At 74.2% G+C, this 21,874-nt stretch carries 28 protein-coding genes; 14 read left to right on the plus strand and 14 right to left on the minus strand.

What is annotated here, in order from left to right; translation table 11 throughout:
• Nucleotides 1-24: 24 nt before the first annotated feature.
• Nucleotides 25-453, minus strand: coding sequence for a VOC family protein (locus A3CO_RS0115025; RefSeq protein WP_245561508.1), 429 nt, complete (start codon nucleotides 451-453; stop codon nucleotides 25-27).
• 34 nt (nucleotides 454-487) lie between these two features.
• Complete coding sequence (locus A3CO_RS0115030; protein WP_018333070.1) at nucleotides 488-1,750, minus strand: cytochrome P450; 1,263 nt, start codon at nucleotides 1,748-1,750, stop codon at nucleotides 488-490.
• 141 nt (nucleotides 1,751-1,891) lie between these two features.
• On the opposite strand from A3CO_RS0115030, the gene A3CO_RS0115035 reads away from it, so the two are divergent.
• Entirely contained in the window at nucleotides 1,892-3,052 is a 1,161-nt protein-coding gene (locus A3CO_RS0115035; RefSeq protein ID WP_018333071.1) for an isochorismate synthase, read from the plus strand.
• A 130-nt stretch (nucleotides 3,053-3,182) separates the two neighbouring features.
• Here A3CO_RS0115035 and A3CO_RS35910 read toward each other — a convergent pair whose 3' ends face one another.
• The gene (locus A3CO_RS35910; RefSeq protein WP_018333072.1) at nucleotides 3,183-3,689 is read right to left on the minus strand and encodes a hypothetical protein; all 507 of its coding nucleotides are present in this window, start codon (nucleotides 3,687-3,689) and stop codon (nucleotides 3,183-3,185) included.
• Nucleotides 3,686-4,015, minus strand: a complete 330-nt coding sequence (locus A3CO_RS32430) for a hypothetical protein (protein WP_157647588.1) — start codon at nucleotides 4,013-4,015, stop codon at nucleotides 3,686-3,688. Before A3CO_RS32430 ends, A3CO_RS35910 begins: the two co-directional genes overlap by 4 nt.
• A 419-nt stretch (nucleotides 4,016-4,434) precedes the next feature.
• Between A3CO_RS32430 and A3CO_RS32435 the strand changes: the two genes are divergently transcribed.
• The 4 genes from A3CO_RS32435 to A3CO_RS0115060 all read left to right on the plus strand — a co-directional run bounded on the left by A3CO_RS32435 (nucleotide 4,435) and on the right by A3CO_RS0115060 (nucleotide 6,859).
• Nucleotides 4,435-5,298, plus strand: a complete 864-nt coding sequence (locus tag A3CO_RS32435) for a helix-turn-helix domain-containing protein (protein WP_018333074.1) — start codon at nucleotides 4,435-4,437, stop codon at nucleotides 5,296-5,298.
• Nucleotides 5,299-5,514: 216 nt separating this feature from the next.
• A complete protein-coding gene (locus A3CO_RS0115050) occupies nucleotides 5,515-5,736 on the plus strand; it encodes a DUF397 domain-containing protein (RefSeq protein ID WP_026204632.1) in 222 nt (73 codons plus the stop codon).
• Between the two features lie 64 nt (nucleotides 5,737-5,800).
• Nucleotides 5,801-6,097 carry a DUF397 domain-containing protein gene (locus A3CO_RS0115055; protein WP_245561509.1) on the plus strand — a complete coding sequence of 99 codons (297 nt, stop codon included), beginning with the start codon at nucleotides 5,801-5,803 and terminating at the stop codon, nucleotides 6,095-6,097.
• Nucleotides 6,098-6,148: 51 nt separating this feature from the next.
• Entirely contained in the window at nucleotides 6,149-6,859 is a 711-nt protein-coding gene (locus A3CO_RS0115060; RefSeq protein WP_018333077.1) for an RluA family pseudouridine synthase, read from the plus strand.
• A 192-nt stretch (nucleotides 6,860-7,051) separates the two neighbouring features.
• Here A3CO_RS0115060 and A3CO_RS0115065 read toward each other — a convergent pair whose 3' ends face one another.
• Nucleotides 7,052-7,501 carry an SRPBCC family protein gene (locus tag A3CO_RS0115065; RefSeq protein ID WP_018333078.1) on the minus strand — a complete coding sequence of 150 codons (450 nt, stop codon included), beginning with the start codon at nucleotides 7,499-7,501 and terminating at the stop codon, nucleotides 7,052-7,054.
• Nucleotides 7,502-7,540: 39 nt separating this feature from the next.
• On the opposite strand from A3CO_RS0115065, the gene A3CO_RS0115070 reads away from it, so the two are divergent.
• Nucleotides 7,541-8,056 (plus strand): O-acetyl-ADP-ribose deacetylase, encoded by a 516-nt coding sequence (locus A3CO_RS0115070; RefSeq protein ID WP_018333079.1) that lies wholly within the window; start codon nucleotides 7,541-7,543, stop codon nucleotides 8,054-8,056.
• A 197-nt stretch (nucleotides 8,057-8,253) separates the two neighbouring features.
• Nucleotides 8,254-8,757, plus strand: coding sequence for a L,D-transpeptidase (locus tag A3CO_RS0115075; protein ID WP_026204634.1), 504 nt, complete (start codon nucleotides 8,254-8,256; stop codon nucleotides 8,755-8,757).
• Nucleotides 8,758-8,833: 76 nt separating this feature from the next.
• Here the strand turns inward: A3CO_RS0115075 and A3CO_RS0115080 are convergent, their stop codons facing one another.
• From A3CO_RS0115080 to A3CO_RS0115095, 4 genes are read right to left on the minus strand one after another with little or no spacing between them, the layout of a single operon-like run.
• Nucleotides 8,834-9,424: a copper resistance CopC family protein gene (locus tag A3CO_RS0115080; RefSeq protein WP_018333081.1), complete on the minus strand. Its 591-nt coding sequence runs from the start codon at nucleotides 9,422-9,424 to the stop codon at nucleotides 8,834-8,836.
• A gap of 26 nt (nucleotides 9,425-9,450) precedes the next feature.
• Nucleotides 9,451-9,999, minus strand: a complete 549-nt coding sequence (locus A3CO_RS0115085) for a hypothetical protein (RefSeq protein ID WP_018333082.1) — start codon at nucleotides 9,997-9,999, stop codon at nucleotides 9,451-9,453.
• On the minus strand, nucleotides 9,996-10,997 hold the full coding sequence (locus tag A3CO_RS0115090; protein ID WP_018333083.1) for an alpha/beta hydrolase: 1,002 nt from the start codon (nucleotides 10,995-10,997) through the stop codon (nucleotides 9,996-9,998). Before A3CO_RS0115090 ends, A3CO_RS0115085 begins: the two co-directional genes overlap by 4 nt.
• 47 nt (nucleotides 10,998-11,044) lie before the next feature.
• A complete protein-coding gene (locus A3CO_RS0115095; protein ID WP_018333084.1) occupies nucleotides 11,045-11,851 on the minus strand; it encodes an enoyl-CoA hydratase/isomerase family protein in 807 nt (268 codons plus the stop codon).
• A gap of 61 nt (nucleotides 11,852-11,912) precedes the next feature.
• On the opposite strand from A3CO_RS0115095, the gene A3CO_RS0115100 reads away from it, so the two are divergent.
• From A3CO_RS0115100 to A3CO_RS35915, 4 genes are all read left to right on the plus strand, one after another.
• A complete protein-coding gene (locus tag A3CO_RS0115100; RefSeq protein ID WP_018333085.1) occupies nucleotides 11,913-12,608 on the plus strand; it encodes a dienelactone hydrolase family protein in 696 nt (231 codons plus the stop codon).
• 71 nt (nucleotides 12,609-12,679) lie between these two features.
• On the plus strand, nucleotides 12,680-13,426 hold the full coding sequence (locus A3CO_RS0115105) for an HAD-IIA family hydrolase (protein WP_051085974.1): 747 nt from the start codon (nucleotides 12,680-12,682) through the stop codon (nucleotides 13,424-13,426).
• Between the two features lie 17 nt (nucleotides 13,427-13,443).
• Nucleotides 13,444-13,845 (plus strand): ChaB family protein, encoded by a 402-nt coding sequence (locus A3CO_RS0115110; protein WP_018333087.1) that lies wholly within the window; start codon nucleotides 13,444-13,446, stop codon nucleotides 13,843-13,845.
• Complete coding sequence (locus tag A3CO_RS35915; RefSeq protein ID WP_018333088.1) at nucleotides 13,842-14,660, plus strand: type II CAAX endopeptidase family protein; 819 nt, start codon at nucleotides 13,842-13,844, stop codon at nucleotides 14,658-14,660. The genes A3CO_RS0115110 and A3CO_RS35915 overlap by 4 nt, the downstream gene beginning before the upstream one ends.
• Here A3CO_RS35915 and A3CO_RS32445 read toward each other — a convergent pair.
• Entirely contained in the window at nucleotides 14,647-15,492 is an 846-nt protein-coding gene (locus tag A3CO_RS32445; RefSeq protein ID WP_018333089.1) for an SAM-dependent methyltransferase, read from the minus strand. The two genes, A3CO_RS35915 and A3CO_RS32445, sit on opposite strands and share 14 nt — an antisense overlap.
• A gap of 20 nt (nucleotides 15,493-15,512) precedes the next feature.
• Entirely contained in the window at nucleotides 15,513-16,250 is a 738-nt protein-coding gene (locus A3CO_RS0115125) for an SDR family oxidoreductase (RefSeq protein WP_026204639.1), read from the minus strand.
• Nucleotides 16,251-16,319: 69 nt separating this feature from the next.
• Here A3CO_RS0115125 and A3CO_RS0115130 point away from each other — a divergent pair, with 69 nt between their 5' ends.
• Together A3CO_RS0115130 and A3CO_RS35920 are read left to right on the plus strand one after the other, a co-directional pair.
• Complete coding sequence (locus A3CO_RS0115130) at nucleotides 16,320-17,720, plus strand: aldehyde dehydrogenase family protein (RefSeq protein ID WP_018333091.1); 1,401 nt, start codon at nucleotides 16,320-16,322, stop codon at nucleotides 17,718-17,720.
• A gap of 74 nt (nucleotides 17,721-17,794) precedes the next feature.
• Nucleotides 17,795-18,415: a hypothetical protein gene (locus A3CO_RS35920; RefSeq protein ID WP_018333092.1), complete on the plus strand. Its 621-nt coding sequence runs from the start codon at nucleotides 17,795-17,797 to the stop codon at nucleotides 18,413-18,415.
• 21 nt (nucleotides 18,416-18,436) lie between these two features.
• On the opposite strand, the gene A3CO_RS0115140 is transcribed toward A3CO_RS35920, so the two are convergent.
• From A3CO_RS0115140 to A3CO_RS0115150, 3 genes are read right to left on the minus strand one after another with little or no spacing between them, the layout of a single operon-like run.
• On the minus strand, nucleotides 18,437-18,883 hold the full coding sequence (locus A3CO_RS0115140; RefSeq protein ID WP_018333093.1) for a DUF2267 domain-containing protein: 447 nt from the start codon (nucleotides 18,881-18,883) through the stop codon (nucleotides 18,437-18,439).
• 30 nt (nucleotides 18,884-18,913) lie between these two features.
• Nucleotides 18,914-19,237: a hypothetical protein gene (locus A3CO_RS0115145; protein ID WP_018333094.1), complete on the minus strand. Its 324-nt coding sequence runs from the start codon at nucleotides 19,235-19,237 to the stop codon at nucleotides 18,914-18,916.
• Nucleotides 19,234-20,340, minus strand: a complete 1,107-nt coding sequence (locus A3CO_RS0115150) for a glycosyltransferase family 9 protein (RefSeq protein ID WP_211214480.1) — start codon at nucleotides 20,338-20,340, stop codon at nucleotides 19,234-19,236. The genes A3CO_RS0115145 and A3CO_RS0115150 overlap by 4 nt, the downstream gene beginning before the upstream one ends.
• 233 nt (nucleotides 20,341-20,573) lie before the next feature.
• Here A3CO_RS0115150 and A3CO_RS39060 point away from each other — a divergent pair, with 233 nt between their 5' ends.
• Nucleotides 20,574-21,794 carry a hypothetical protein gene (locus A3CO_RS39060; RefSeq protein ID WP_018333096.1) on the plus strand — a complete coding sequence of 407 codons (1,221 nt, stop codon included), beginning with the start codon at nucleotides 20,574-20,576 and terminating at the stop codon, nucleotides 21,792-21,794.
• The last annotated feature ends 80 nt before the right edge of the window (nucleotides 21,795-21,874 follow it).

Here is a 21,874-nt window from a genome sequence, read left to right on the forward strand (position 1 = left end):
ACGCTTTCCTGTCGTCCGAGGCCGTCAGCTCGCGAGCATGAAGAACTCGAGGGCGTTCCCGTCGGGGTCCTTCACCGACAGGGCGAGCCCGTAGTCGGCCTCGACGATGCCGGAGTGCTCGATGCCGACGCTGTCGAGGTGGTCGCGCCAGGCGTCGACCGCGGCGGCGTCGGCACAGCCGAACCCGACGTGGTCGAGGCCGACGCGGGCCGGGTCGAACCGGTCGTCGGCGGAGACGGTCTCGTGCTGGGTGAGCCCGAAGAGCTGACCGTCGGCGAGGGCGAAGACGCGGCGGCGGAACGGTCCGTCGGAGAGCGTCATCGCAGGCTCGGTACCGAAGAGCTTCGTGTAGAAGGGCTCGCTGACCGACAGGTCGCGGACGGACATGGCGACGTGGTGCACGGCGGGGATGGCAGGCATGTCGAGGCCCTGCCCGGTCGCGCGCAATCTCATGCGCGAACCACCGTCCCGGACCGATCCGGAGACCTCAGGCGGCGACCGGGAACCGTCGCGGCCCGCGCAGCACGGTCGCGGTCTTCGGCACCGTCCGCCCGGCCGTGCGCAGGCCCGGCAGCCGCTCCGCGAGCATCCGCAGCGCGACCTCGCCCTCGAGCCGGGCGAGGGCGGCGCCGAGGCAGTAGTGCGCGCCGCCCGAGAACGCGAGGTGCGGGGTGGTCTGCTCGCGGGCGATGTCGAACCGCTCCGGGTCCGTGTGGGCCTCGGGGTCCCGCCCGGCGGCCGCGAGCAGCACGAGGACCCCGCTGTCGCGGCGCAGCGGGACGCCGTCCAGCTCGACGTCCTCGTGGGCGATGCGCGCGGTCAGCTGCACCGGCGGGTCGTAGCGCAGCGTCTCCTCGACCGCGCCGGGCGCGAGCCCGGGATCGGCGACCAGCGCCTCCCACTGCCCGGGCGTCGCCTGCATCGCGCGGACGGCGTTCCCGACGAGGTTGGTGGTCGTCTCGAAGCCCGCGACGAGCAGCAGCTGGGCGAGCGAGACGAGCTCGTCGATCGTCATGCGGCCGTCGTCGAGGGCCCCGACGAGACCGGAGACGACGTCCTCGCCGGGGTCCACCCGGCGTCGGGACACCAGCGACTCGAAGAGCGCGCGGGCCTCCGTCGTCGTGCGGGCGAGCTCGTGGGCGTGCGCGACCGAGCGGACGCCGTCGAGTGCCCCGCCGAGCGCGCGGCCCCAGGCGGCGAAGCGGTCGGCGTCGACCTCGGGGATGGCGAGCAGCCGGGCGATCACCGTGATCGGCAGCGGGGCGGCGAGGTCGCGCACCAGGTCGAAGCGGCCGCGGGCGGCCGCGCGGTCGAGCAGGTCGGCGGTGACGGTCTCCGCGATCTCGCGGTAGCGCTCGAGGCGCCGCGGCGCGAACGTCGGCGCGGCCAGCCGACGCAGCCGGGTGTGGTCGGGCGCGTCGAGGCCGAGCAGGGACAGGTCGATCGGCTCCAGGAGCGACGGGCCCTCCTCGGGCGCGAACGGGGCGCGACCGTCGGCGAGGCGCACGCCGAACCGCCGGTCCCGCAGTACCTGCTCGCACAGTGCGTGGGTGGCGACGGCACTGATCCCGGTCCGGCTGCGCATCACCCGACCCGGGGTCCGTACGGTCGCGTACGTGGGGTACGGGTCGTGCCGCCACGGTCGGTGCATCAGTCGGGCCACCGGATCGCCCCGCAGGGCGAGGGCCAGGCCACCCGCGCGCATCGCCGCGATGCGGCTGCCGAGGGCGAGATCGTCACGGAGGGTCACTGCGCTCCTAGCGATGCGTCGCGTGTCACGTGGCCGGGCCGGACGGTCCGGGTGAGAGTGGACCTACGGGATATCCACTCTGCCAGCGGAACGGCACGAGTGCGGCGATGATCGACGGACCCGAGCGGGAGGAGCCACCACGTGACGAGCGAGGCCACGGCCGGCCTGCTGGCCGTACCCGGCACTCCACCCACGGAGTCCGGGGACTCGGCGGAGCTGCTCGCCCGGTGGCGTCCGGGCCAGGGCACGTGGTTCTCCGGCCCGCGCGGCGGACTGCTCGCGCAGGGCGTCGCCCGCCGGCTCGACGATCCCGACGAGGCCCGTCGCGCGCTGCGCCGCACCGACGGACCCGCCGTCGTGATCGGGGCCCTGCCGTTCGACCCGGCCGCACCCGCCGCCCTCGTCGTGCCGGAGGCCGTGACGTGGGCGCCCCCGCTGCCCCGGTCGGTGGGGCGTCGCGGCGAGGGCGCGGACCCGACGCACTGGCACTCGCGGCCCGTCCCCGAGCCGGCCGGCTACGAGGCGATGGTGGCCGACGCGCTGCGGCGGATGCGCGCCGGTGGGCTGGAGAAGGTCGTGCTGTCGCGGGTGCTCGACCTGGTCCGCGACACTCCCATCGACCAGCCCGCGATGCTCACCGAGCTCGCCGCCCGCAACCTGGCCGGCTACGTGTTCGCGGTGGACCTGCCGTCGTCGTCGGCCGAGCGGTCGTTGATCGGTGCGAGCCCCGAGCTGCTCGTGTCGCGGCGGGACGGCGAGGTGGTGGCGAACCCGCTCGCGGGCTCGGCGCCGCGGCGCTCGGACCCGGCCGACGACGAGGCCACCGGCGCCGCGCTGCTCGCCTCGGCCAAGGACCGTCACGAGCACGCGCTGGTGGTCGACGAGGTGGCGGCCGCGCTCGCCGGCTGCTGCGACTCACTGGACGTCCCTGCCGAGCCGACGCTGATCCGCACCGACGCGCTGTGGCACCTCTCGACGACGATCCGCGGCCGCTCCCGGGTCGCGTCGCTGGACATCGCGCGGGCGCTGCACCCGACCCCCGCTGTCGGAGGTGTGCCCCGCGAGGCGGCGTGCCGCGCGATCGACGAGCTCGAGCCGTTCTCCCGGGGCTTCTACACGGGCATGGTCGGCTGGATGGACGCCGACGGCGACGGCGAGTGGGTCGTCGCCCTGCGCTGCGGCGAGGTCAGCGGCGCGACCGCCCGGCTCTACGCGGGCGCCGGGATCGTCCCCGCCTCGGTGCCGGCCTCGGAACTCGCCGAGACCACCACCAAGCTGGAGACGATGCTCGCGTCACTGTGAGGAGCTGCTGACGGCGGCGCGCCGGGCTCTTGTCGCGGCCTCCATCCGGTGCCCGCCCACCTTGTCGTTGTGATTCACAGCGACAGGACGCCGCGGCCGGCGACGGATCCCGCGACAGGCCCCCGGTCGGTCACGGTGAGCGCACGATGACGAGCTTCACGACGAAGCGGTGTCGCGTCGGCAGCACCTCCGCGTGAACACCGCCGGTGGCCACGGCGATCCGGTCGGTCTGTCCCTCCAATAGCTCGGGTGTGAGCCCGGCCGGGAGGAACAGGTGGACCCGGTCGGCATGGGTGCGCGGCGATGTCCACAGGATCGCCGGGATGCGCCCGGAGTTGGAGTGGATGCGCGCCGCCCGGAAGGCGGTGCGCAGCCGGTGCTGGAGGACCACGCCGCGGACCCGTAGCCATACCAGGTGGCGGACCTGCGGAACCCCGAGCGGGAGCACGACGAGCGCCGTGAGCCCGACGACGAGGGCCGAGCTGAGTTCGGCGACGGTGGGTGCCGCGACTGCTGCGCCGACGAGGAGCGCCAGCTCGTAGCGCCAGCGCCAGAGCGCGACGATCGGGTTCGGTGGCCGGACCGGGCGGATGGCGTGGTGGAGGTCGCCGAGGAAGTCCTCGGCGTCCTCGGTCACGGGATCTCGTCCAGACGGTCGGCCGCGACCTTGAGAGGCGCCCGGTTCTCGAGCTGCCTCTTCCCGACGGCGGGTCGAATCGCGCGGTCGAGGACGCCGCGGCCGGCGCAGGCCGGGCACGCGTCGATGCCGCGGTAGCCGACCCCGTCGCAGTGGTGGCAGGCGCTGAGCCGGTCCCAGCGGGGATCGCGGTAGCGCCGGCCGGTGCCGTGGTGGATGGGTTCGACGGTCCACCCGCGCGCGTGGGCGCGGAGGTCGTCGTGGACGAAGAGATCGTTTGCCAGTCGTGTGCAGATGCGTTGACAGGCGCGGTACAAAGGCAGCATCGCTTTTGCTCCTGACCGGGAGGGGAAGTCGATCCGGGCCGTGTTCGGCCCGGGCGCGCATGGCCGGACTCGTGATCCGACGATGTGATCGCAGAGAGGGCGCTGTGCCAGGACGTGTTGCCGCACGTCGGCGCAGCGCCTTTTCTCTGTCTGTCCCGTGGGTGCGCGGGAGATCATCCCGCGTCGTCGGTTTCCTCGTCCCAGTCGATCACTCCTCCCCAGCAGGGAACTGATCGGCTCCTGGGGGGAAATCCACGTCCGAGTCGTCTGATCGATGATCTCGGCGTGTCCTGCGACGCCCCCCGCCGCTGAGTACTACTTTGACGTCCGCCATACTGACCTGGCAAGTGACAACTTTGCGTCCGTCACGAATACACTCGGACGGCGGTGTTGTCCGTGCGTGGTGGGAGGGTCGTCCGGTGCCCGATGATCCGACTCCGACGACCCTGCGGCGCCAGCTTGGCGCGCGGCTGCGTCAGCTGCGACAGGAGGCCGGCAAGACTGCACAGCAGGTCGCTGATGATCTTCGATTCTCGATCAGCAAGGTCTCGCGGATGGAGTCCGGCGCACGGGCTGTCAGCGAGCGGGACCTCTCGTCGTTGATCGTCTACTTCGGTATCCAGCCCGAGGAGGCCGACCGGCTCGCAGAGACGGCGCGGGGGGCGCGAAGGCGTCGAGAGGCATGGGTCGATGTTGTTCCCCCGAGTACCGAGTTTCAGAGATTTGTCTCATCTGGATTCGTCGACTTGGAACGGGATGCGGCCTATGTCCGCGAGTTCAATTCGGGTGTCGTTCCGGGTCTCCTGCAGACGTCGGAGTACATGAAGGCCATGATGCTTCAGGCTGAACCCGATGACCGCGACGTGCTCGACGCTGCGATCTCCGTCCGTGTTGGCAGGCAGGAGCGGCTGTCTCGGCGCGGGCGCTATTCCGTGATCATCGACGAGGCGGTCCTCGCTCGAGTCGTCGGTAGCCCCGCGGTCATGGACGAGCAGCTGCAGTCGATCATCGACCGATGCCGTGCCGGAGTCGTCGAGGTTCGTGTCATCCCGTTCTCGGCGGGGTTCCATCCGGGACTCAACAGCGTCTTCGTCGCGCTTGACATGGGTCGCTCCGGCCCTGACGTCGTGTTCATCGAGGGCTTGGTGGGATTCCAGCAAGTCGACAACGCCGAGACGGTCGTGCGATTCGAGAACGTCTGGCAAGACCTCCTGAGCCGCTCGGCCTCGCGGGCTGAGTCGCATGCCCTGCTCTCGACCTACTGCGAGACCTACCGAGCTTGACTAAGCCGAGCGGTCTGTTTCGAGCGGTGAGAGGTCGTTCCTGGCGAAGAGGCGAACCCGCAAGATTCCGTCCTGCACCGGAGAGCGATGCTGCAACGCCGTCAGGCGCTCGTGCCCCGTTAGTGGGATGTCCCGGGTGCCTCACAAGAGGACCCTCTGCGCCAATTGACGGGCGGTCGCGTGACCTTCCCGTGACTCAGGGGGGATCGGACTGTGATGCTCGACGTGCACTTGCTCCAAGCGCTCGCATGGCAGAAGGCAACTGCGAGTGTTCCCGGCGGGATGTGCGTCGAAGTTGCTTCCTACGGTGAGCAGGTCGCTCTGCGTGACTCAAAGGCCCCGGAGCAGGGGGCCTTCCTGTACACGCGGGACGAGTTCGCAGCCTTCCTGGACGGATGCCGGCGGGGCGAATTCGATCATCTAGCTAGCGACTGCTGACGTTCGACGCGTGCCGCTCCGCGCGCGAGGCCTAGCCAAAGTTACCGGCGGGTGTCATTGTCGTATGCCTCTCGATCTCCCCGGCGGGGAGACGCTGAGGGGAGGTCGACTGATGTTGGATCTTGAGGGCCAGCGAGCGCTGGCTTGGGTGAAGGCGCGCGCGAGCTCAGCTGCGGGTATGTGCGTCGAGGCCGCCGCGCACGGGGACGGCGTCGCCGTCCGGCATTCGCGGTCGCCCGAAGAGGGCGCCCTCCTGTACAGCTGGGAAGAGTTCGCGGCATTCCTCGATGGCGCGAAGCGGGGGGAGTTCGACCACCTCGTCGACCTGCCAGCGCCACGAGGTGCGTCGAGGGAGTCCTGAAACCCCTGCCGGGGTCCAGGGTCGGCGCCCACCTGTCGTCACAATGAGGACGTGACGACCTGGGCCGAGATGCGCGCGGCGCGCACGCTGTACGAGGACGGCGGCGCGCTCGTGCTCGACAAGCCCGTCGGCTGGTCGGTGATGGGCGAGCGGCATGACACCGACATCGTGCGGATCGCCGCCGACGACGGCGAGAAGCTGTGGCCGGCGCACCGGATCGACAAGGTGACCTCGGGCGTCGTGCTGTTCGCCAAGGCGCTCGAGGCGCACGGTGACCTGACGCGGCAGTTCACCAAGCGCACCGTCGAGAAGACCTACCTCGCCGTGACTGGAACGACCGGCCTGCCTGCCGAGGGGCGGATCGAGCTGCCGCTCTCCGTCGGGCGCAAGAACCGGGTGCGGATCGCAGCGCCGCGGGAGGCGATCACCCTGACCGACGGGCTGTGGAGCGTGCCCGAGGACGCGGTGGACACGTCGAAGGACGTCTACCCGAGCACGACGAACTTCACCAATGTCGAGGAGAACGACGGCCGGACGCTCCTCGAGGTGCACCCGGTGACGGGTCGGCGGCATCAGATCCGGGTGCATCTGGCCTGGACCGGGCACGCGATCGTCGGCGACCCGCTATTCGAGAAGAACCCCACGAGCCGCACCGGACTCCACGCCCACCGGCTGACCTTCGACGCGCCCGACGGGACGCGCCAGATCGTCACCGCCGAGCCGGACGACGAGTTCCGGGCCTTGCTGCGGCCCAGAGGGTGACGTAGCGCAGCTCGACCGGCCGCGAGTTCTGCCTGGTGTGCACTTCGCTAGGGCCGGCCCGGTCGTGGCGCGCTGCTGACGTCCGGCGTCAGCCGGGTGCCACCGCTGACATCACGGCCGACCGCACAGCCGTGAGTACTTTTCCGTGCCCCGACACGGAATAGTGCTCACGAGGCCGCAGGCCACCTCCTCCTATGCCAGCGCCTCCGCGAGCAGGCCCAGCGACGCGTCCAACGTCTCGGCGTCGACGACCGGGAAGAAGTCGATCAGTTGCGGGTCGGTGACGGCGGACCAGTCGTAGGTCAGGGTCACGCGCGTGCCGTCGCCGTCGGGCTCGAAGGTGTAGGTCCACGTGTATCCGGCCGGGCGCTGGCCGGGACCGGCCGGGGCCCACCCGAGCGCGGCGTCCGGCTCGTAGACGACCACGTGGTTCTCCACGGTGTAGTCGCCCATCTGCTCGTTGTGCATGTCCATCGTGAACACGTCGCCGAGCTCGGTGAGGGCGAGGTGCGTCTGCGAGGCGCGCACCATGCCGGAGGCGTCGATGTCGGGGTGGCGGTCCGGGTCGGCGACGAGGGCGAAGGCGCGCTCCGGCGGCGCGTCGACCAGGCGGGACACCTCGATGCTGCGGTCGGACGTCATGTGCATGATCGTGGCACGCCCGGGGGTACTGCCGTCGGTGTGGGAGCGCGCATCAGCCTCGTGCGGGGCGACATCACGACCCAGGAGGTCGACGCGGTCGTCAATGCCGCCAACTCGGGCCTGCTCGGTGGGGGCGGGGTCGACGGTGCGATCCACCGCCGGGGCGGCCCCGAGATTCTCGAGGAGTGCAAGCGCCTCCGGGCGACGTCCCTCCCCGACGGGCTGCCGACCGGCCAGGCCGTCGCCACGACGGCCGGGAAGCTCCCGGCGCAGCACGTGATCCACACGGTGGGGCCGGTCTACGCGAAGTCGAAGGACCGTTCCGAGCTCCTGGCGAGCGCCTACCGCGAGTCGCTGCGCGTCGCCGACGAGCTGGGCGCCCGCACCGTGGCGTTCCCTGCGATCTCCGCGGGCGTGTACGGCTGGCCGATGGACGACGCCGCGCGGATTGCGGTGCAGACGGTCGAATCCACCCGGACGGCCGTGGAGGAGGTCCGCTTCGTCCTCTTCGGCGACGACGCGTACGAGGCGTTCACCCGCGCGGTGCAGCGGTAGCGCCGTTCGCCAGGAATCTTCCCGACGACGGGTAGCGCGCGCCCGAGTCGCGCAACTGCGACCGGTCTCGGGTTGTCCGTCCGGTTCGTGACCGTCCCTTTCCCGCGTCGTTGTCCTTTTCGTGCACGTCCGGGGGGAGCCGTGCGTGCATGCCGGCACGGCGCGTGGCCGGCGCGTGGACGACCGAGCGAGGTTCAGTGAGCAAGGGCAGGCATCGTCAGCAGCAGCGCCCGGGCACGGGGCGCCTCGTCGTCTCCGCGGCCGCCGTAGGGATGGGGCTGGTCCAGGCCACCGGCATCGCCGCGGCCGCCGCACCGGCCGGGACCGCACCGGGCGTGGGCGGCACGCCGTGCACCACACCGACGATCCGGGCGTGCGTCGACCTCTCGGAGAACACGGCGTGGCTGCTCGACGGCGAGGGCACCGTCGTCCACGGCCCGGTCGACAACACCCACGGCGGCAAGGGCCACGAGACGCCGGTGGGCGACTACGTGATCCAGCGCAAGGACCGCTACCACGTCAGCCAGGAGTTCGAGGGCGCGAAGATGCCGTACGCGGTGTTCTTCGACGGCAACGGCCGCGCGTTCCACCAGGGCACCCTCGATCGGCAGTCGGCGGGCTGCGTGCGCCTGAACGAGGACGATGCAAAGCGCTTCTTCGAGCACCTGAACCCGAACGACCGGGTGCAGATCGTCGAGTAGCGGCCAGCCCGCATTCGAGCGAAGGGCCCCTCCGGTCGATCTACTCGACCGGAGGGGCCCTTCGCTCAGCGGGGAACTAGGCCCGGCGCCGCAGCACCAGGACGACCGCCCCGATGACGACGACGATCGCCAGCAGCACGAACGGCCACGCCGGGACGCCGCCCTGGTCGGGGGCGGGGGACGCGGCGGCCGCGTTGCTCGGGGTCACCGCCGGGGCGGTGCTCGCCGGTGCGGCGGCGGACGACGTGGTGGCCGCAGCCGCCGCGGGTCCGGGGGTGGTGAGCGTGAACGACAGGGCGCCGGACACGGGGTGCCCGTCGTCGGAGACGACCCGGTAGCCGATCTCGTACTTCCCGGCGGCCCCGAGCGGTGCGACGCCGACCGAGACCTTCGCGCCGTCCGAGGTGGGGGCGCCGGACTCGTAGTGGGTGGTGCCGTCGGGGCCGACGACGGTGATGGTGGCGGTGTCGGGAGTGGGTGCCTCGTCGAAGGTCAGCGTGATCCTCGACGGGGCGGTGGCGACCGACGAGCCGTCGGCCGGGTCGCTGCTCTCGAGCACGGCATGCGCGAGGGCCGGACCGGCGCCGACGAGCGCCAGCAGGCCGATCAGGGCCGCCACCAGGGCAGGGCGGAGGAGCGCGCCACGGGGCGCGGAGGTGTGGGTCATGGTCCCTTCAAGCGGGGTGGGGGTGGTCACGCGGCGGCGGGACGCACCGGTGGTCCCCGCAGGGGACGGGTCCGCAGGAGGGCGGCGGCGACCGGCCGGGCGACCGTCCGCCCCACCTGGCACGACGCCGGCGTGACGACCGGGACCGCGACGTCACCCCGCAGCAGGGCGAGCACCGCGCCGACCTGCGCCGCGACCATCGCGGCGACGGCGCGGTCGGCACCCGCGGCGCCCAGCGCCACGAGGACGGTGGTGACCAGGTGGGCGGTGACCATGCCCGGCGAGGGGGTCGCCGACATCGGGTCTGCGGCCGTCATCGCGTGACCGGCCTGCTCGCCCCCGGACGCCATCGCCAGGTGCCAGGCCACCTGCCCGGCGCCCAGCACGACCGCGAGCCGCAGGACGCCCACCCGGCGGCGGACCACCGACGCGGCCAGACCCGCCGTCAGGAACGCGACGAGCAGGACCGGCGCGGTGAGCTCGGGCAGCCCGCCCCCCGCCTCGACGTGCGCGGCGGCGCCCAGCGCGGGCGCGAGCGCGCCGACGCCGAGCGCGCGGGCGCCGGTCGAGGTCATGGGCCCAGGGTAGGGGAGCCCTCCGACGTCGTCAGGCACGTGCTCACCCAGGACCCGACCTCCCAGGCCGCCTGGTGCGCCGTCGTCGGCAGCAGCCGCGGCATCGAGACGTACCCGTGGCAGGCGCCCTGGTAGTCCGTGTAGCGGACGGTCACACCCGCGGCGGCGAGCGCGTCGGCGTAGCGGATGCCGTGGTCGCGCAGCGGGTCGTGCTCGGCGGTCTGCACCAGCGCAGGCGGCAGGTCGGCGAGGTCGGCGCGCAGCGGGGAGGCGTAGGGGTCGGTGCCGTCGGCGCCGGCGAGATAGAGCCGGTGGAAGCCGCGGATGTCGCTCGCGTGGAGGATCGGGGCGGTCGGGATGGCGCGCTCGGACGGGAGGACGTCGACCATCTCGGTGCCCGGGTAGATCAGGCACTGGGCGCCGATCGTCGGGGCGCGCTCCCCGCGGCGGCGGGCGTCGCGCGCCATCAGGCACACGACGGTGGAGAGGTTGCCGCCGGCGCTGTCGCCCATCACCGCGACACGTTCCGGGTCGATGCCCCACCGCCCGGCGTCGGTGACGAGGGCCTCGACGGCGGCGTAGCAGTCCTGCGCCGGGCCGGGGAACGGGTGCTCGGGTGCGAGCCGGTAGTCCAGCGACACCACCACGACGCCCGCGACGAGCGCGACCTGCCCGCAGAACCAGTCGGACTGGTCGAGGTCACCCTGGACGAACCCGCCCCCGTGCATGTTCACGACGACGGGTGCGGGCACGCGGGCGAGGTGCGGCGGCCGGTACACCCGCACCGGGAGGACCGCTCCGGGGATCGGGAGCGAGGCGTCCTCGGTGACCACCCGGCGGTCGTGGCGCCCGACCACGGCCCGGCCGGCGGGACCGGCCTGGATCCGCCCCGACCGCTCCCGCGCGGCCGGGACCTCGGCGGGCGGGAGGTCGGCGACCGAGCCGCCGAGGGTGGTGCGCAGGGCGCCGAGGAGACGGGTCCGGAGGGGGAGTCGCACGAGGTGAGCTTCGCTCATGTGAGCACTAAGTGGGGCTATGACCCCACTTAGTGCTCACCTGGCGAAGCCACGTGCCACACCGGCGCCCGCTTGCCGACGAAGGACGCGACGCCCTCCCGGCCCTCCGCCGAGAGACCCCGGTCGCCGATCGACTTCGCCTCGGCCTCGAAGTGGGTGTCGGTGAGCACGCCCCCGGCCGCCCGCACCAGCTTCTTGGTCGCGGCCAGGGCCTGCGGCGGCCCGGCGGCGATCGCGGCGCCGATCGAGGCGACCTCGGCGTGCAGCGACTCGTCGGGCACGACGCGCGAGGCCAGCCCGGCGGTCAACGCCTCGGCGGCGCCCATCGGCCGGTTGGTGAGGAACATGTCGAGCGCGCGGGCGCGGCCGACGGCGGCGGGCAGCGTCGCGGTCATCCCGCCGTCGGGGGTCAGACCGATCGCGGTGTAGGCGGGCCGCAGCCGGGCGCCCTCCCCGAGCACGACGATGTCCCCGGTCAGAACGAGCGAGAGACCGATGCCGGCGGCCCAGCCCTGCACGCCGATCACGACGGGGACGGCGAGGTCGAGCAGGATCCGCTGGCAGGCGTGGAAGTCGTCGGCGAGGGCCGAGAGCGAGGAGTCGGGGTCGGCCGCGAATCCGCGCACGTCACCGCCGACGCAGAAGTTCGGCCCCTCCGCGACGATCTCGACGACGCGGGCGCCCTGCGCGGGGCCGGCGAGCGCCGCCCGGAACTGGGCGCCGAACTCGAAGTCCACCGCGTTGTGCCCGGCCCCGTTGGCCAGGACCAGCCGTACGACCCCGTCCGACGCCTCGACCCGCACCCGCACGTCCGCCACGTTCTCCTCCTCGGTCACGCGCTGTCGGCCGGAGCCTGCCACGCTGGGCGCCCCGCCACCGGAAGAGGAGCTGGACATCGTGCCCGACCTGCACATCCCCGCCGCCGAGGGCTCGCACCAGGAGGCGTACCTGGCCACGCCCGGAGGCACCGGTCCCTGGCCGGGCGTCGTGGTCCTGCAGGACGCCTTCGGCATGGGCCAGAACCTGCGGGAGCACACCGACCGGCTCGCCGCCGCCGGCTACCTGGCGGTCGCGCCCCGGCTGTACACCCCGCGGGGCGGCGGCATCCGCTGCGTGGCCGCGGTGTTCCGGGCGATGACGAGCGGGCAGGGCCCGGTGTTCGAGGACATCGAGGCCGCCCGCACCTGGCTCGCCGGTCGGGACGACTGCACCGGCCGCATCGGCGTCATCGGCTTCTGCCAGGGCGGCGGGTTCGCGCTGCTCGCGGCGGCCCGGTACGACTTCGCCGCCTCCGCGCCCAACTACGGACACGTGCCCACCGACGCCGAGCGCGAGCTGGAGGACATCTGCCCCGTCGTCGCGAGCTTCGGGGCGAAGGACACGATGCTCAAGGGGCACCCGGAGCGGCTCGAGGCCGCGCTGACCACGCTCGGCGTCGAGAAGGACGTGAAGACCTACCCGACGGCCGGGCACTCCTTCCACGAGCGGTTCTACGCCGAGAGCCTGGTCCGGCCGCTCGGGATGGGGTACGACGCCGCGGCCTCCGAGGACTCGTGGCGGCGGATCCTCGCGTTCTTCGGGGAGCACCTGTGACGGATTCGGACGGTCCAGCTGCGCAGCGCTCCGGGTCCGAGCTCCCGGAGCTGGACAGCTACCTCATCGACATGGACGGCGTGCTCGTCCACGAGGAGAACGCGCTCCCGGGTGCGGACGAGTTCATCCGCCGCCTCGGCGAGGCCGGCAAGCAGTTCCTCGTCCTCACCAACAACTCCATCTACACCCCCCGGGACCTGCGGGCCCGCCTGCACGCCAGCGGCATCGACATCCCCGTCGAGAACCTCTGGACCTCGGCGCTCGCCACCGCGCAGTTCCTCGACGACCAGCGGCCCAACGGCTCCGCCTTCGTGGTCGGCGAGGCCGGCCTGACGACGGCGCTGCACGAGATCGGCTACGTCCTCACCGAGCGCGACCCGGACTACGTGGTCATCGGCGAGACCCGCACCTACTCGTTCGAGGCCATCACCCGCGCGATCCGACTGATCGAGCGGGGCGCGCGCTACATCTGCACCAACCCCGACGCCACCGGACCCAGTGCCGAGGGCACGCTCCCGGCGACCGGCTCGGTGGCCGCGCTGATCACGCACGCGACCCGGAAGAAGCCCTACTTCGTCGGCAAGCCGAACCCGCTCATGATCCGGGCGGGGCTGAACACGATCGGCGCGCACTCCGAGACCACCGCGATGATCGGCGACCGGATGGACACCGACATGGTCGCGGGCATGGAGGCGGGGCTGCACACGATCCTCGTGCTCACCGGGGTCACCGACTCCACCGAGCTCGACCGCTACCCGTACCGGCCGAACCAGATCGTGGAGAGCGTCGCGTCGCTGGAGGTCGGCTCCCGGGGCTGACCGGGTACTCCCCCGCCATGCCGGATGACTTCGAGGACCTGCCGTCCACGCTGCAGCGCTCGGACAAGAAGGCCCGCGACACGTACGCGCAGGCCAAGGAGTCCGCGGAGGAGACCTACGGGAAGGGCGAGCGCGCGAGCCGCACGGCCTACGCCGCGCTCAAGCACACCCACGAGAAGGTCGGCGACCACTGGGAGCCCAAGGACGAGTACGGCCCGTCCGACTCGCGCGCGCAGAGCGGCGGCCCGAACCCGAGCGGGGAGTCCGCGGGCGGGGTCGACGCGAACGCCAGCAAGGAGCACCTCTACGAGCGGGCGAAGGAGCTCGACGTCGAGGGCCGCTCGACGATGGACAAGGACGAGCTCGTCGACGCGCTGCAGAAGGCGAACGACCGGGAGACCCGGAAGGCCCGCGAGTGAGCGAGCCGGCTCGCGAGGACGCCGTCCCGACGACGGGTCCGGCCGGACCCGCGTCGCCGCCCACGGACGGGCCCACGCCCGCCGTCGGGACCGGGCCCGCGGGCCTGGGCGACGCCCCGCTCCCGCCGCCGCCGGACGAGGACACCGGGATCGGCTATGGCCCCCGCGGCCGGCGGCTCGGGCTGCCGGAGCTCCTCGTCGGCGCGGTCGTCTACGTCGCGATCCAGGGGCTCGCGGGCCTCGCGCTGATCACCGCCACCGGGGCGCTGCCGTCGGCGCCGGTCCTGCTCGCGGTGTCCGCGCTGTCGGCGTTCGGGGCGGTCGCGGTGGCCCTGGCGCTGCGGGTGCGGTCGCTCGCCGCGATCGGGTTCCGGCGGGTCCCGTGGCGCACGATCGGACTCGCGGTGCTGCTCGGGCTCGCCGTCTGGGTGGTCTCGCGGGTGCTGATCGTCGTCTACGTGTCGGTCACCGGTGACCTCACCGACCCGCAGGCGGCCCTCACGCAGTTCTCCGGGGGCGCCGCCGCGGCCTGGGTCGTCCTGCTCGGCGGTCTGGCGGTGCCGCTGGGGGAGGAACTGCTCTTCCGGGGGATCGGCTACGGCTCCCTGCGCCGGTTCGGGGTGATCGTCGCGACGACCGTGTCGTCGCTGGTGTTCGCGCTGGCCCACGGGCTCAACGTCGTGTTCCTCGCGGTGCTCGTCCTGGCCGTGCTGAACGCCGTGCTCTACGAGCGGACGCGGTCGATCTGGCCGTGCTTCGTCACGCACGCGACGTTCAACCTGACGTCGTTCGCGATCCTGCTCATCGCCCTCTGACCCCCGCCACGAGGTGCACGCGCAGCCCGTCGGCGTGCGCCGGGTCGAACATCCACGGGGTCTCCCGCCCGACCGCGGCGGCGTGGGTCCCCACGTCGTCGACCGCGAGGACCTCCCAGCCGTGCGCGGCGAGCCAGGACTCCGGCGGGAGGGGCGGGCCGCTGCGGAACATCGCCCCCACGGCGGCGCCCGTGCGGTTGTCCCGCTCGTCGGGCCAGCCGACGAGGGACGGCTCGCCCGCGGGATTGCGGTCGAACCACTCGGTGACGAACCGGCTCGACGGGGCGGCGAGGTCGCCGACGGCGTCCAGCAGCCGGTCGCTCTGGTCCTCGTCGAGGTACATCAGCAGGCCCTCGGCGAGGAACACCGCGGGCCGGTGGGGGTCGAGGCCCGCGGCGACGAGGGCCGGCGGCCAGTCCTCGCGCAGGTCGGCGCGCACGTCGACCCGCCGGGCCGTGGGGCCGGGCGCGTCGGCGATCGCCGCGTCCTTGAACGCCAGGACCTCCTCGGTGTCGACCTCGAAGACCGTGACGTCGGCGGGCAGGCCGAGGCGCTGGGCGCGCCCGTCGAACCCGGCGGCGAGCAGCACCACCTGGTCGACGCCCGCATCCACCGCGGCGAGTACCTGCCGGTCGTAGAACAGCGAGCGGGTGACGAAGTAGGTCCCCAGGGCCGCCCACATCCCCGACTCGCGGCCGTCGGGGAGGCGGGCGGCCTCGCCCGCGTGGTCCACCACGGCCCGGGCCCACGGGTCGTCGACCAGTTCCCGCTCCTGCGCCCGGGCGTACGCGGTCATCAGGGCGGTCCAACCGACTCCGGCGGGCAGCGTCATGCTGGGTTGTCTAGCACGACTCAGCGGGTCTGCTCGATCGGTCGGACGAGGATCTCGTTCACCGCGACCCGGCGCGGCCGCGTGACCATGTAGATCACGGCCTCGGCGATGTCGGTCGCCTCCATGACGCCCAGCTCGCCCACCTCGCCGAGCGCGCCGTTGGCCGCGGTGAGCTCGCTGCGCACCAGCCCCGGCTCCACCAGCCCGATGCGGACGTGCTGCGCCGCGAACTCCTGGCGCAGCGCCTCGGAGAAGGCGCCGACCGCGTGCTTCGTCGCCGCGTAGACGTTCACGGCGGGGTTGGCCACCTTCCGCCCGGCCACCGACGAGATCGTCACGACGTCGGCCACGCCGCGGTCGCCGGCCGCGGCCGTCGTCAGGTGCCGGAGGGCGGCGTGGGTGGTGGCCAGCACGCCGTTGACGTTGACGTCGACCATCGTGCGCCACTCGGCGAGGTCGGCCTCGGCGGCCGGGGTCATCGTCCCGTAGCCCGCGTTGTTGACCAGGACGTCGAGCCGCCCGTGGCGGGCCACGACCTCGTCGATCGAGCCGGCGACCGCGTCCGCGTCGGACACGTCCACCTCGTGCACGGTGGTCGCCGTCCCCAGCTCGCCCGCGAGGGACTCGAGCCGGTCCCGACGACGGGCCAGCAGCGCGAGCGTCGCCCCCTCGGCCGCGAGCGCCCGGGCGGTCGCCTCCCCGATCCCGCTCGACGCGCCGGTGACCGCCGCGACCACGCCGTCCAGTGCTCCACTCATGATCACCGGCTACCCGGCCCCGGGAACGGGCACCCCCGCCCGACCGCCCCGACACCTGCGAGGAGCCCCATGACGACGGCAGCGGCCGACATCGAGATCCGCGACCCGGCGACCGACGAGGTGGTGGGACGCGTGCGTCCGGCCGGCCCCGAGCAGGTCGACGACGCCGTCGGTCGCGCGGTCGCGGCCGGTCGGGAGTGGGCGCGCACCGCGCCGGCCGACCGCGCGGGCATGGTCCGGGCCGCGGCCGCCGCCGTCCGCGAGGTCGCGGAGGAGCTCGCCCGGCTCAACGAGACCGAGACCGGCCGCCCGTTCGGCGACGGGCTGGGCGGCGTCCTCGCGGCCGCCGGAACCCTCGAGCAGTACGCCGAGCTCGGCCCGCTGCACCGGGGCCGGTCGTTGCAGGGCAACTGGTCGGCGACCGACCTCATGGTCCCCGGGCCCCGTGGCGTCGTTGCCGTGATCACCCCGTGGAACGACCCGGTGGCGGTCGCCGGCGGGCTGATCGGCGCTGCGCTGGTCACCGGCAACACCGTCGTGCACAAGCCCTCCGAGCGCTGCCCCCACCTCGGGCGGCGGTTCGCCGACCTCGTCGCCTCGTTCCTGCCCGACGGTGTCCTCACGGTCGTCGACGGCGCCGGCCCGACCGGCGCGCTGCTCTCGGCGCACGCCGGGATCGACGTCGTCGCGCACGTCGGGTCCATCGCGGCCGGCCGCGCGATCGCCGAGGCCGCGGCCGGGACCGGCGCCAAGGTGCTGCTCGAGAACGGCGGCAACGACCCGCTCATCGTCGACGCGGGGGTCGACCCGGAGTGGGCGGCCGGCCAGGTGGCACTGGGCTCCTACGCCAACGGCGGCCAGGTCTGCGTCTCCGTGGAGCGCGTGTACTGCCACGCCGCGGTGGCCGAGGAGTTCCTCGCCGCGCTCGCCGAGGAGGCGACCCGCTGGGTGTACCGGCCGTCCGCGGAGGGCGAGAAGGCCCTGGGGCCGCTCGTGGACCGCCGCCAGCGCGAGCACGTCCACAGCCATGTCGCCGAGGCCCTGCGCGCGGGCGCCGTCGCGCACGTCGGCGGCGCGATCCCCGCCGGTGCGGGCGCGTTCTACCCGGCGACGGTGCTCTCCGGCTGCACCCCGGAGATGCGGATCCTGCGCGAGGAGACGTTCGGCCCGGTGGCGCCCGTGCGCGTCGTCGACTCGTTCGAGCAGGCGCTGGCGGAGGCGATCGACGACCCGCACGGCCTGGCCGCGACGGTGCTGACGCCCGACATGGCCCACGCCCAGGAGGCCTGGCGGGCCCTGCCCGTCGGCACCGTCAAGGTCAACGCGGCGTTCGGGGGCGCCCCGGGCGGCGCCGCCCAGCCCCGGGGCCTCTCCGGGACCGGGTTCGGGTACGGGCCGGAGCTCCTCGACGAGATGACGACGACCAAGGTGGTCCACATCGAGCCCTGCCCGACGCTGCACGGTCGGTGACGAGAGGTGACCGTCCGTGGCAGTTCGCCCCGGACGCGTCACCCCTGAACGGGTGACCTCGTTACGCCTCCGTGATGCCGCAGCCGCCCGCCGGTCCCTGGCCGGAGCCCGAGTCGGAGACCGCGCTCATCGACCCGACCCCGCGTCGCCGCCCCGGCGCGGGCCGGCGTCGGGGAGCGGGCGTCCAGCCGGCGCACTCGCTGCTGGCGTTCGTGGTCTCCGCGACCGCCGCACTCGGCGTGGTCGTCGCCACCGGGGTCGCTCCGGTCACCAGCATCGCCGCCATCGCGGGGGTCGCGACGCTGCCCGCCGGCTCGGCGGCCGCGGTACCCGACGCGCCGATCATCCCGGTGCTCGGGCCGGCCCCGACGAGCACGGGGACGGCGGCCGACGAGCCCGACCCGACGACCACCGCGCACCGCGCGGCGGCCGCATCGCCGGCCGCGGCGGTGCCGGTGCGGGCGGTGCTGCCGGCCCGCCCGCCCGTCGTCGCGCCGGTCGCGCCCGTGGCGCCGCCGGTGGCGGCCCCGCCGCAGCAGGCCCCGCCGCAGCAGGAGCCGCCGGTGCAGGCCCCACCGCAGCAGGACCCGCCCGCCTCCGAGGCCCCGGCGCCGACGCGGACGAAGGATCCGAAGCCGACCACGCCGCCGTCGTCGGGACCGGTCACGCCGAAGCCGGCGCCCGGCGGCCACTGACGCGGCCGCCGGGGCACGCGGTCAGCGCATCAGCTCCACGAGGTCGCCCGGCAGCTGCTCGAGGGTGCGGTCGACGTCGGACTCCGGCAGCCACTCGCGCAGCAGGCGCAGCACCTGCTCCACCTGACGCTCGACCTCCTCGGCGTCCACCGAGTGCACCGCGCCGCTGACGGCGTCGACGAACTCGGCCCGACCGATCGAGCGGGCCTGGTCGTCCGACGGTCGCTGCGCCCGCAGCTCGGCCGAGAGCTCCGGGGGCAGGCTGACCGTGAGGTCCTGGGCCAGCCCGGCGCTGACGACCTTGCCGAACTCGTTCAGCGTGGCGCGGGTGAGCACCTCGGCCTCGCTCTCGGTGTCCAGCCCCAGGCGCCGCTGCACCTGACCGGCGAAGGCGTGCAGCGTGGCGCTCGAGCGTGCCGGGTTCGGGTCGTTCGGGTTCGGGTCGTCCTGGACGGGCGGGGTGGTCACGACGTGGTCCTCTCACTCGGTGCGGTCGGATCAGAATCCCTCGCCCGCCGCCCGTGAAACCCCGGACGACCAGCGCGCCCGGCGCTCCTCGACCGACTGCTCCCACCAGACGGGACCGCGCTCGCCGAGCGCGGTCTTCGCGGCGTGGACGCGGTCGCGGGCGGCCCGTTCGGCGTCGGGGTCCTCGGCCTTCCGCGCGGCGCCGACGTCCCGCCGGGCGGCCATGAGCCAGCGGCGCAGCCGTGCGGCGTCCGCCTCGGGGATCTCGGGGTCGGTGGCCCGCCATCGCCGCCCGTCGATCACCACGTGGTGCCCGTCGGGCGTCCGCTCCGGCGGCGGCTTCTCCCCGGTCACGACGACGGGGCGTGCTCCCGGGGCACGGCCAGCCGCACCACCGCGTCCACCACCCGCTGCGGCGCGATGTCGAGGCACTCCTGGTCGAACGGGCACACGAGCTGCCGGCACGGCGAGCACCCGACCGGGCGGGTCAGCACCTCGGCGGGCACGGTGCGCGGGGCGTACTGCGCGACCTCCTCGGTCCCCGCGAACAGCTCCACCACCGGGGTCCCGACCGCGTCCGCCAGGTGGGCGCCCCCCGAGTTGTTGACGACGACGGCGTCGGCGCCCGCGAGGAGGGCCGCGAGGCCGCCGAGGTCGAGCTCGCCGATCACCTCGACGACCCCCGGGACGTCGGCCGCGGCCCGTTGCACCAGGTCGGCCTCCTTCGCGGTGCCGGTGACCACCACGGTCCAGCCCCGCTCGGCGAGCCCGCGACCCGTCGTCGCGAACCGCTCGGGGGACCAGCGCCGGGAGGAGCAGCTGGCGCCGGGCGCGACGACGACGTAGCGCCCGGCCGGGCGGGCGGGCGGCGGCGCGGGGACGGCGACGGCGAGGTCGGTGCCGCACGGCGGGACGCCGACGGCCGCGAGGACGTCGAGGGCCCGGTCGACCTGGTGGCCGCCGTCGGGCGGGGCGGGGACCCAGTGGGTGAGTGCGTCGCCCCCGAACTCCTTGCTCGTCCCGATGCGGACGCCGATCCCCGCGCGCCGGCAGAGCGCCGCGGCGGGCCAGGGCGACTGGGAGAATGAGGTGAGGACGACGGCGGCGTCGTAGTCCCGGGCGGCGAGGGTCGCCACCAGCTCCGCGTCGGGGTCCGGGTCCTCCGCGGTCCCGGCGCCCGGGAGGCGCTGCCAGGACACCGAGGCGACGACGACGTCGTCGAGCTCGGGGATCAGCGGCGCGGCCGCCGCGCCCGCCGGGGAGGCGAGCAGCTCGAGCCGGGCCTGCGGTGCGGCCGCGCGCAACGCCCGCAGCGCGGGCACCGTCATGATCACGTCACCGACGTTGTCCGGCCGCACCACCAGGATGCGCGCCATCGCCGTCCAGTCCGGGTCGTCCACGCCGGGACGGTGGGCCGCCGGGTGGGTGGGCAGCGGCAGCAGGGACGGAGACGTCACGAGGTGCAGGTACCCGCAGGTCGGCCGGTCACGCGGTCGGAGCACGTTTGACGGACATCGCCCGATCGAGTCGGTGAATCGCGTAGCGCACTGCTCCGTCCGGACGACAGACGTGATGCCACTGCGTCACCGGCCCGTCACGAACCGTATCGGAAGCCGGCCGCGGTGGGGCGTGTCCGTTGCGCGGCGACATGCCCGGTCCCTCGCTCCACCGACCATCCCTGGAGTCCGTCATGCCCACGACCACGGCCCGTCTGTCCGCCTCCGCGATCGCCGCGGCGGCCGCCCTGTTCTTCCTGCCCGGTGCCGCCACGGCCGCGCCCGCACAGACCCTCCCGAGCCAGTGCACGCAGTCCGGTGCCACCGTCACCTGCACCTACCTGGCCGCCGGCGGTCAGCAGACCCTCGCGATCCCGGCGACCGCCACGAACGTGCGGATCGTCGCCCGCGGTGGTGCCGGCGGGGCGGGCGGTGCCGGCGGAGGCGGCGCCGCCGGCGCGGCCGGCGGCACCGGTGCCGTCGTCGTCGTGGCGCCGACCACCGTGGCCGGGAAGACCCTCACCATCGCGCCCGGCGGGCAGGGTGGCGCCGGGACCGCCGGCACGACCGCGGGCGGCACCGGGGCCGCCGGTGTCGGCAGCGGGGGCGGCGGCGCGACGGGCGGCTCCGGCAGCGGGGCGGTCGGCGGGGGCGGCGGGGGTGGCGCCGGTGGCAGCGCGTCCGCCGTGGCCGTCGACGGCACCGTGCTGACGGTCGCCGCGGGAGGCGGCGGTGGTGGTGGCGGTGCCGGCGGGACCGACACCACCCGCGTCGGTGGCGCCGGGGGTGCGGCCGCGACGGCCGGCACCGCGGGCACGGGGGTGAACGCCGCACCGGGAGGTGCCGCGGGCGCGAGCAGCAGCGCGACCGGCGGCACGGCCACCAGCGCGGCCGCCCTCACCTCGGCCGGTGGGGCCGGCGGCGGGGGCGGCGGGTTCCTCGGCGGGGGCGCCGGGTCGTCCGCGGCGAACACCGGCGGCGGGGGCGGCGGGGGCGGGACGAACCTCGGCACCACCGCCACCGCGGCGAACACCGGTGCCGGCCGCGTGACGGTCACCTACGACGGTCCGGTCGTCCGCCCGGCGAGCGTCAGCGGCGAGGTCCGCTACGGCGCCCAGGGCCGGGCGTCGATCGGCGTGTCGGGCTCCGCGAACTCCGGCTCGGGCAGCTGCTCGTTCCGCGACGGCGACCTGCGTGCGGTCTGCCGGACGATCACCTCGGTCACCAGCGACGGTCGCGGCACCGCGACCATCACCGGGACCGCCCTGACCCAGAGCGGGGCCGTCGTCCCGTTCACGGCGACCGTCGTCGACGGCAACCAGCCCGGCGGCACCGGCGTCGACTCGCTGTCGGTGACGATCGGCCAGGCCACCACCGGCGGCACGGTCACCCGCGGGGACCTCGTGGTGCGCTGACGCCGTCCGACCGCTCGAACGGGCCGTTCGTCACCTTGCGAGGTGACGGACGGCCCGTTCGTGCTGTCCGCGGGTCCGGT

The sequence above is a fragment of the Actinomycetospora chiangmaiensis DSM 45062 genome (assembly GCF_000379625.1).
GTDB classification, from domain to species: domain Bacteria; phylum Actinomycetota; class Actinomycetes; order Mycobacteriales; family Pseudonocardiaceae; genus Actinomycetospora; species Actinomycetospora chiangmaiensis.

What these genes read in the sequence shown, in the direction of transcription:
- A3CO_RS32430 (WP_157647588.1), bottom strand. Translation starts at nt 4,015, where the DNA reads ATGCTGCCTTTGTACCGCGCCTGTCAACGCATCTGCACACGACTGGCA.
- A3CO_RS0115085 (WP_018333082.1), bottom strand. Translation starts at nt 9,999, where the DNA reads ATGACCTCGACCGGCGCCCGCGCGCTCGGCGTCGGCGCGCTCGCGCCC.
- A3CO_RS0115110 (WP_018333087.1), top strand. Translation starts at nt 13,444, where the DNA reads ATGCCGGATGACTTCGAGGACCTGCCGTCCACGCTGCAGCGCTCGGAC.
- A3CO_RS32445 (WP_018333089.1), bottom strand. Translation starts at nt 15,492, where the DNA reads ATGACGCTGCCCGCCGGAGTCGGTTGGACCGCCCTGATGACCGCGTAC.
- A3CO_RS0115050 (WP_026204632.1), top strand. Translation starts at nt 5,515, where the DNA reads ATGCTCGACGTGCACTTGCTCCAAGCGCTCGCATGGCAGAAGGCAACT.
- A3CO_RS0115105 (WP_051085974.1), top strand. Translation starts at nt 12,680, where the DNA reads ATGGACGGCGTGCTCGTCCACGAGGAGAACGCGCTCCCGGGTGCGGAC.
- A3CO_RS0115055 (WP_245561509.1), top strand. Translation starts at nt 5,801, where the DNA reads ATGCCTCTCGATCTCCCCGGCGGGGAGACGCTGAGGGGAGGTCGACTG.
- A3CO_RS0115025 (WP_245561508.1), bottom strand. Translation starts at nt 453, where the DNA reads ATGAGATTGCGCGCGACCGGGCAGGGCCTCGACATGCCTGCCATCCCC.
- A3CO_RS35920 (WP_018333092.1), top strand. Translation starts at nt 17,795, where the DNA reads ATGCCGCAGCCGCCCGCCGGTCCCTGGCCGGAGCCCGAGTCGGAGACC.
- A3CO_RS0115080 (WP_018333081.1), bottom strand. Translation starts at nt 9,424, where the DNA reads ATGACCCACACCTCCGCGCCCCGTGGCGCGCTCCTCCGCCCTGCCCTG.
- A3CO_RS0115065 (WP_018333078.1), bottom strand. Translation starts at nt 7,501, where the DNA reads ATGACGTCCGACCGCAGCATCGAGGTGTCCCGCCTGGTCGACGCGCCG.
- A3CO_RS0115130 (WP_018333091.1), top strand. Translation starts at nt 16,320, where the DNA reads ATGACGACGGCAGCGGCCGACATCGAGATCCGCGACCCGGCGACCGAC.
- A3CO_RS39060 (WP_018333096.1), top strand. Translation starts at nt 20,574, where the DNA reads ATGCCCACGACCACGGCCCGTCTGTCCGCCTCCGCGATCGCCGCGGCG.
- A3CO_RS0115125 (WP_026204639.1), bottom strand. Translation starts at nt 16,250, where the DNA reads ATGAGTGGAGCACTGGACGGCGTGGTCGCGGCGGTCACCGGCGCGTCG.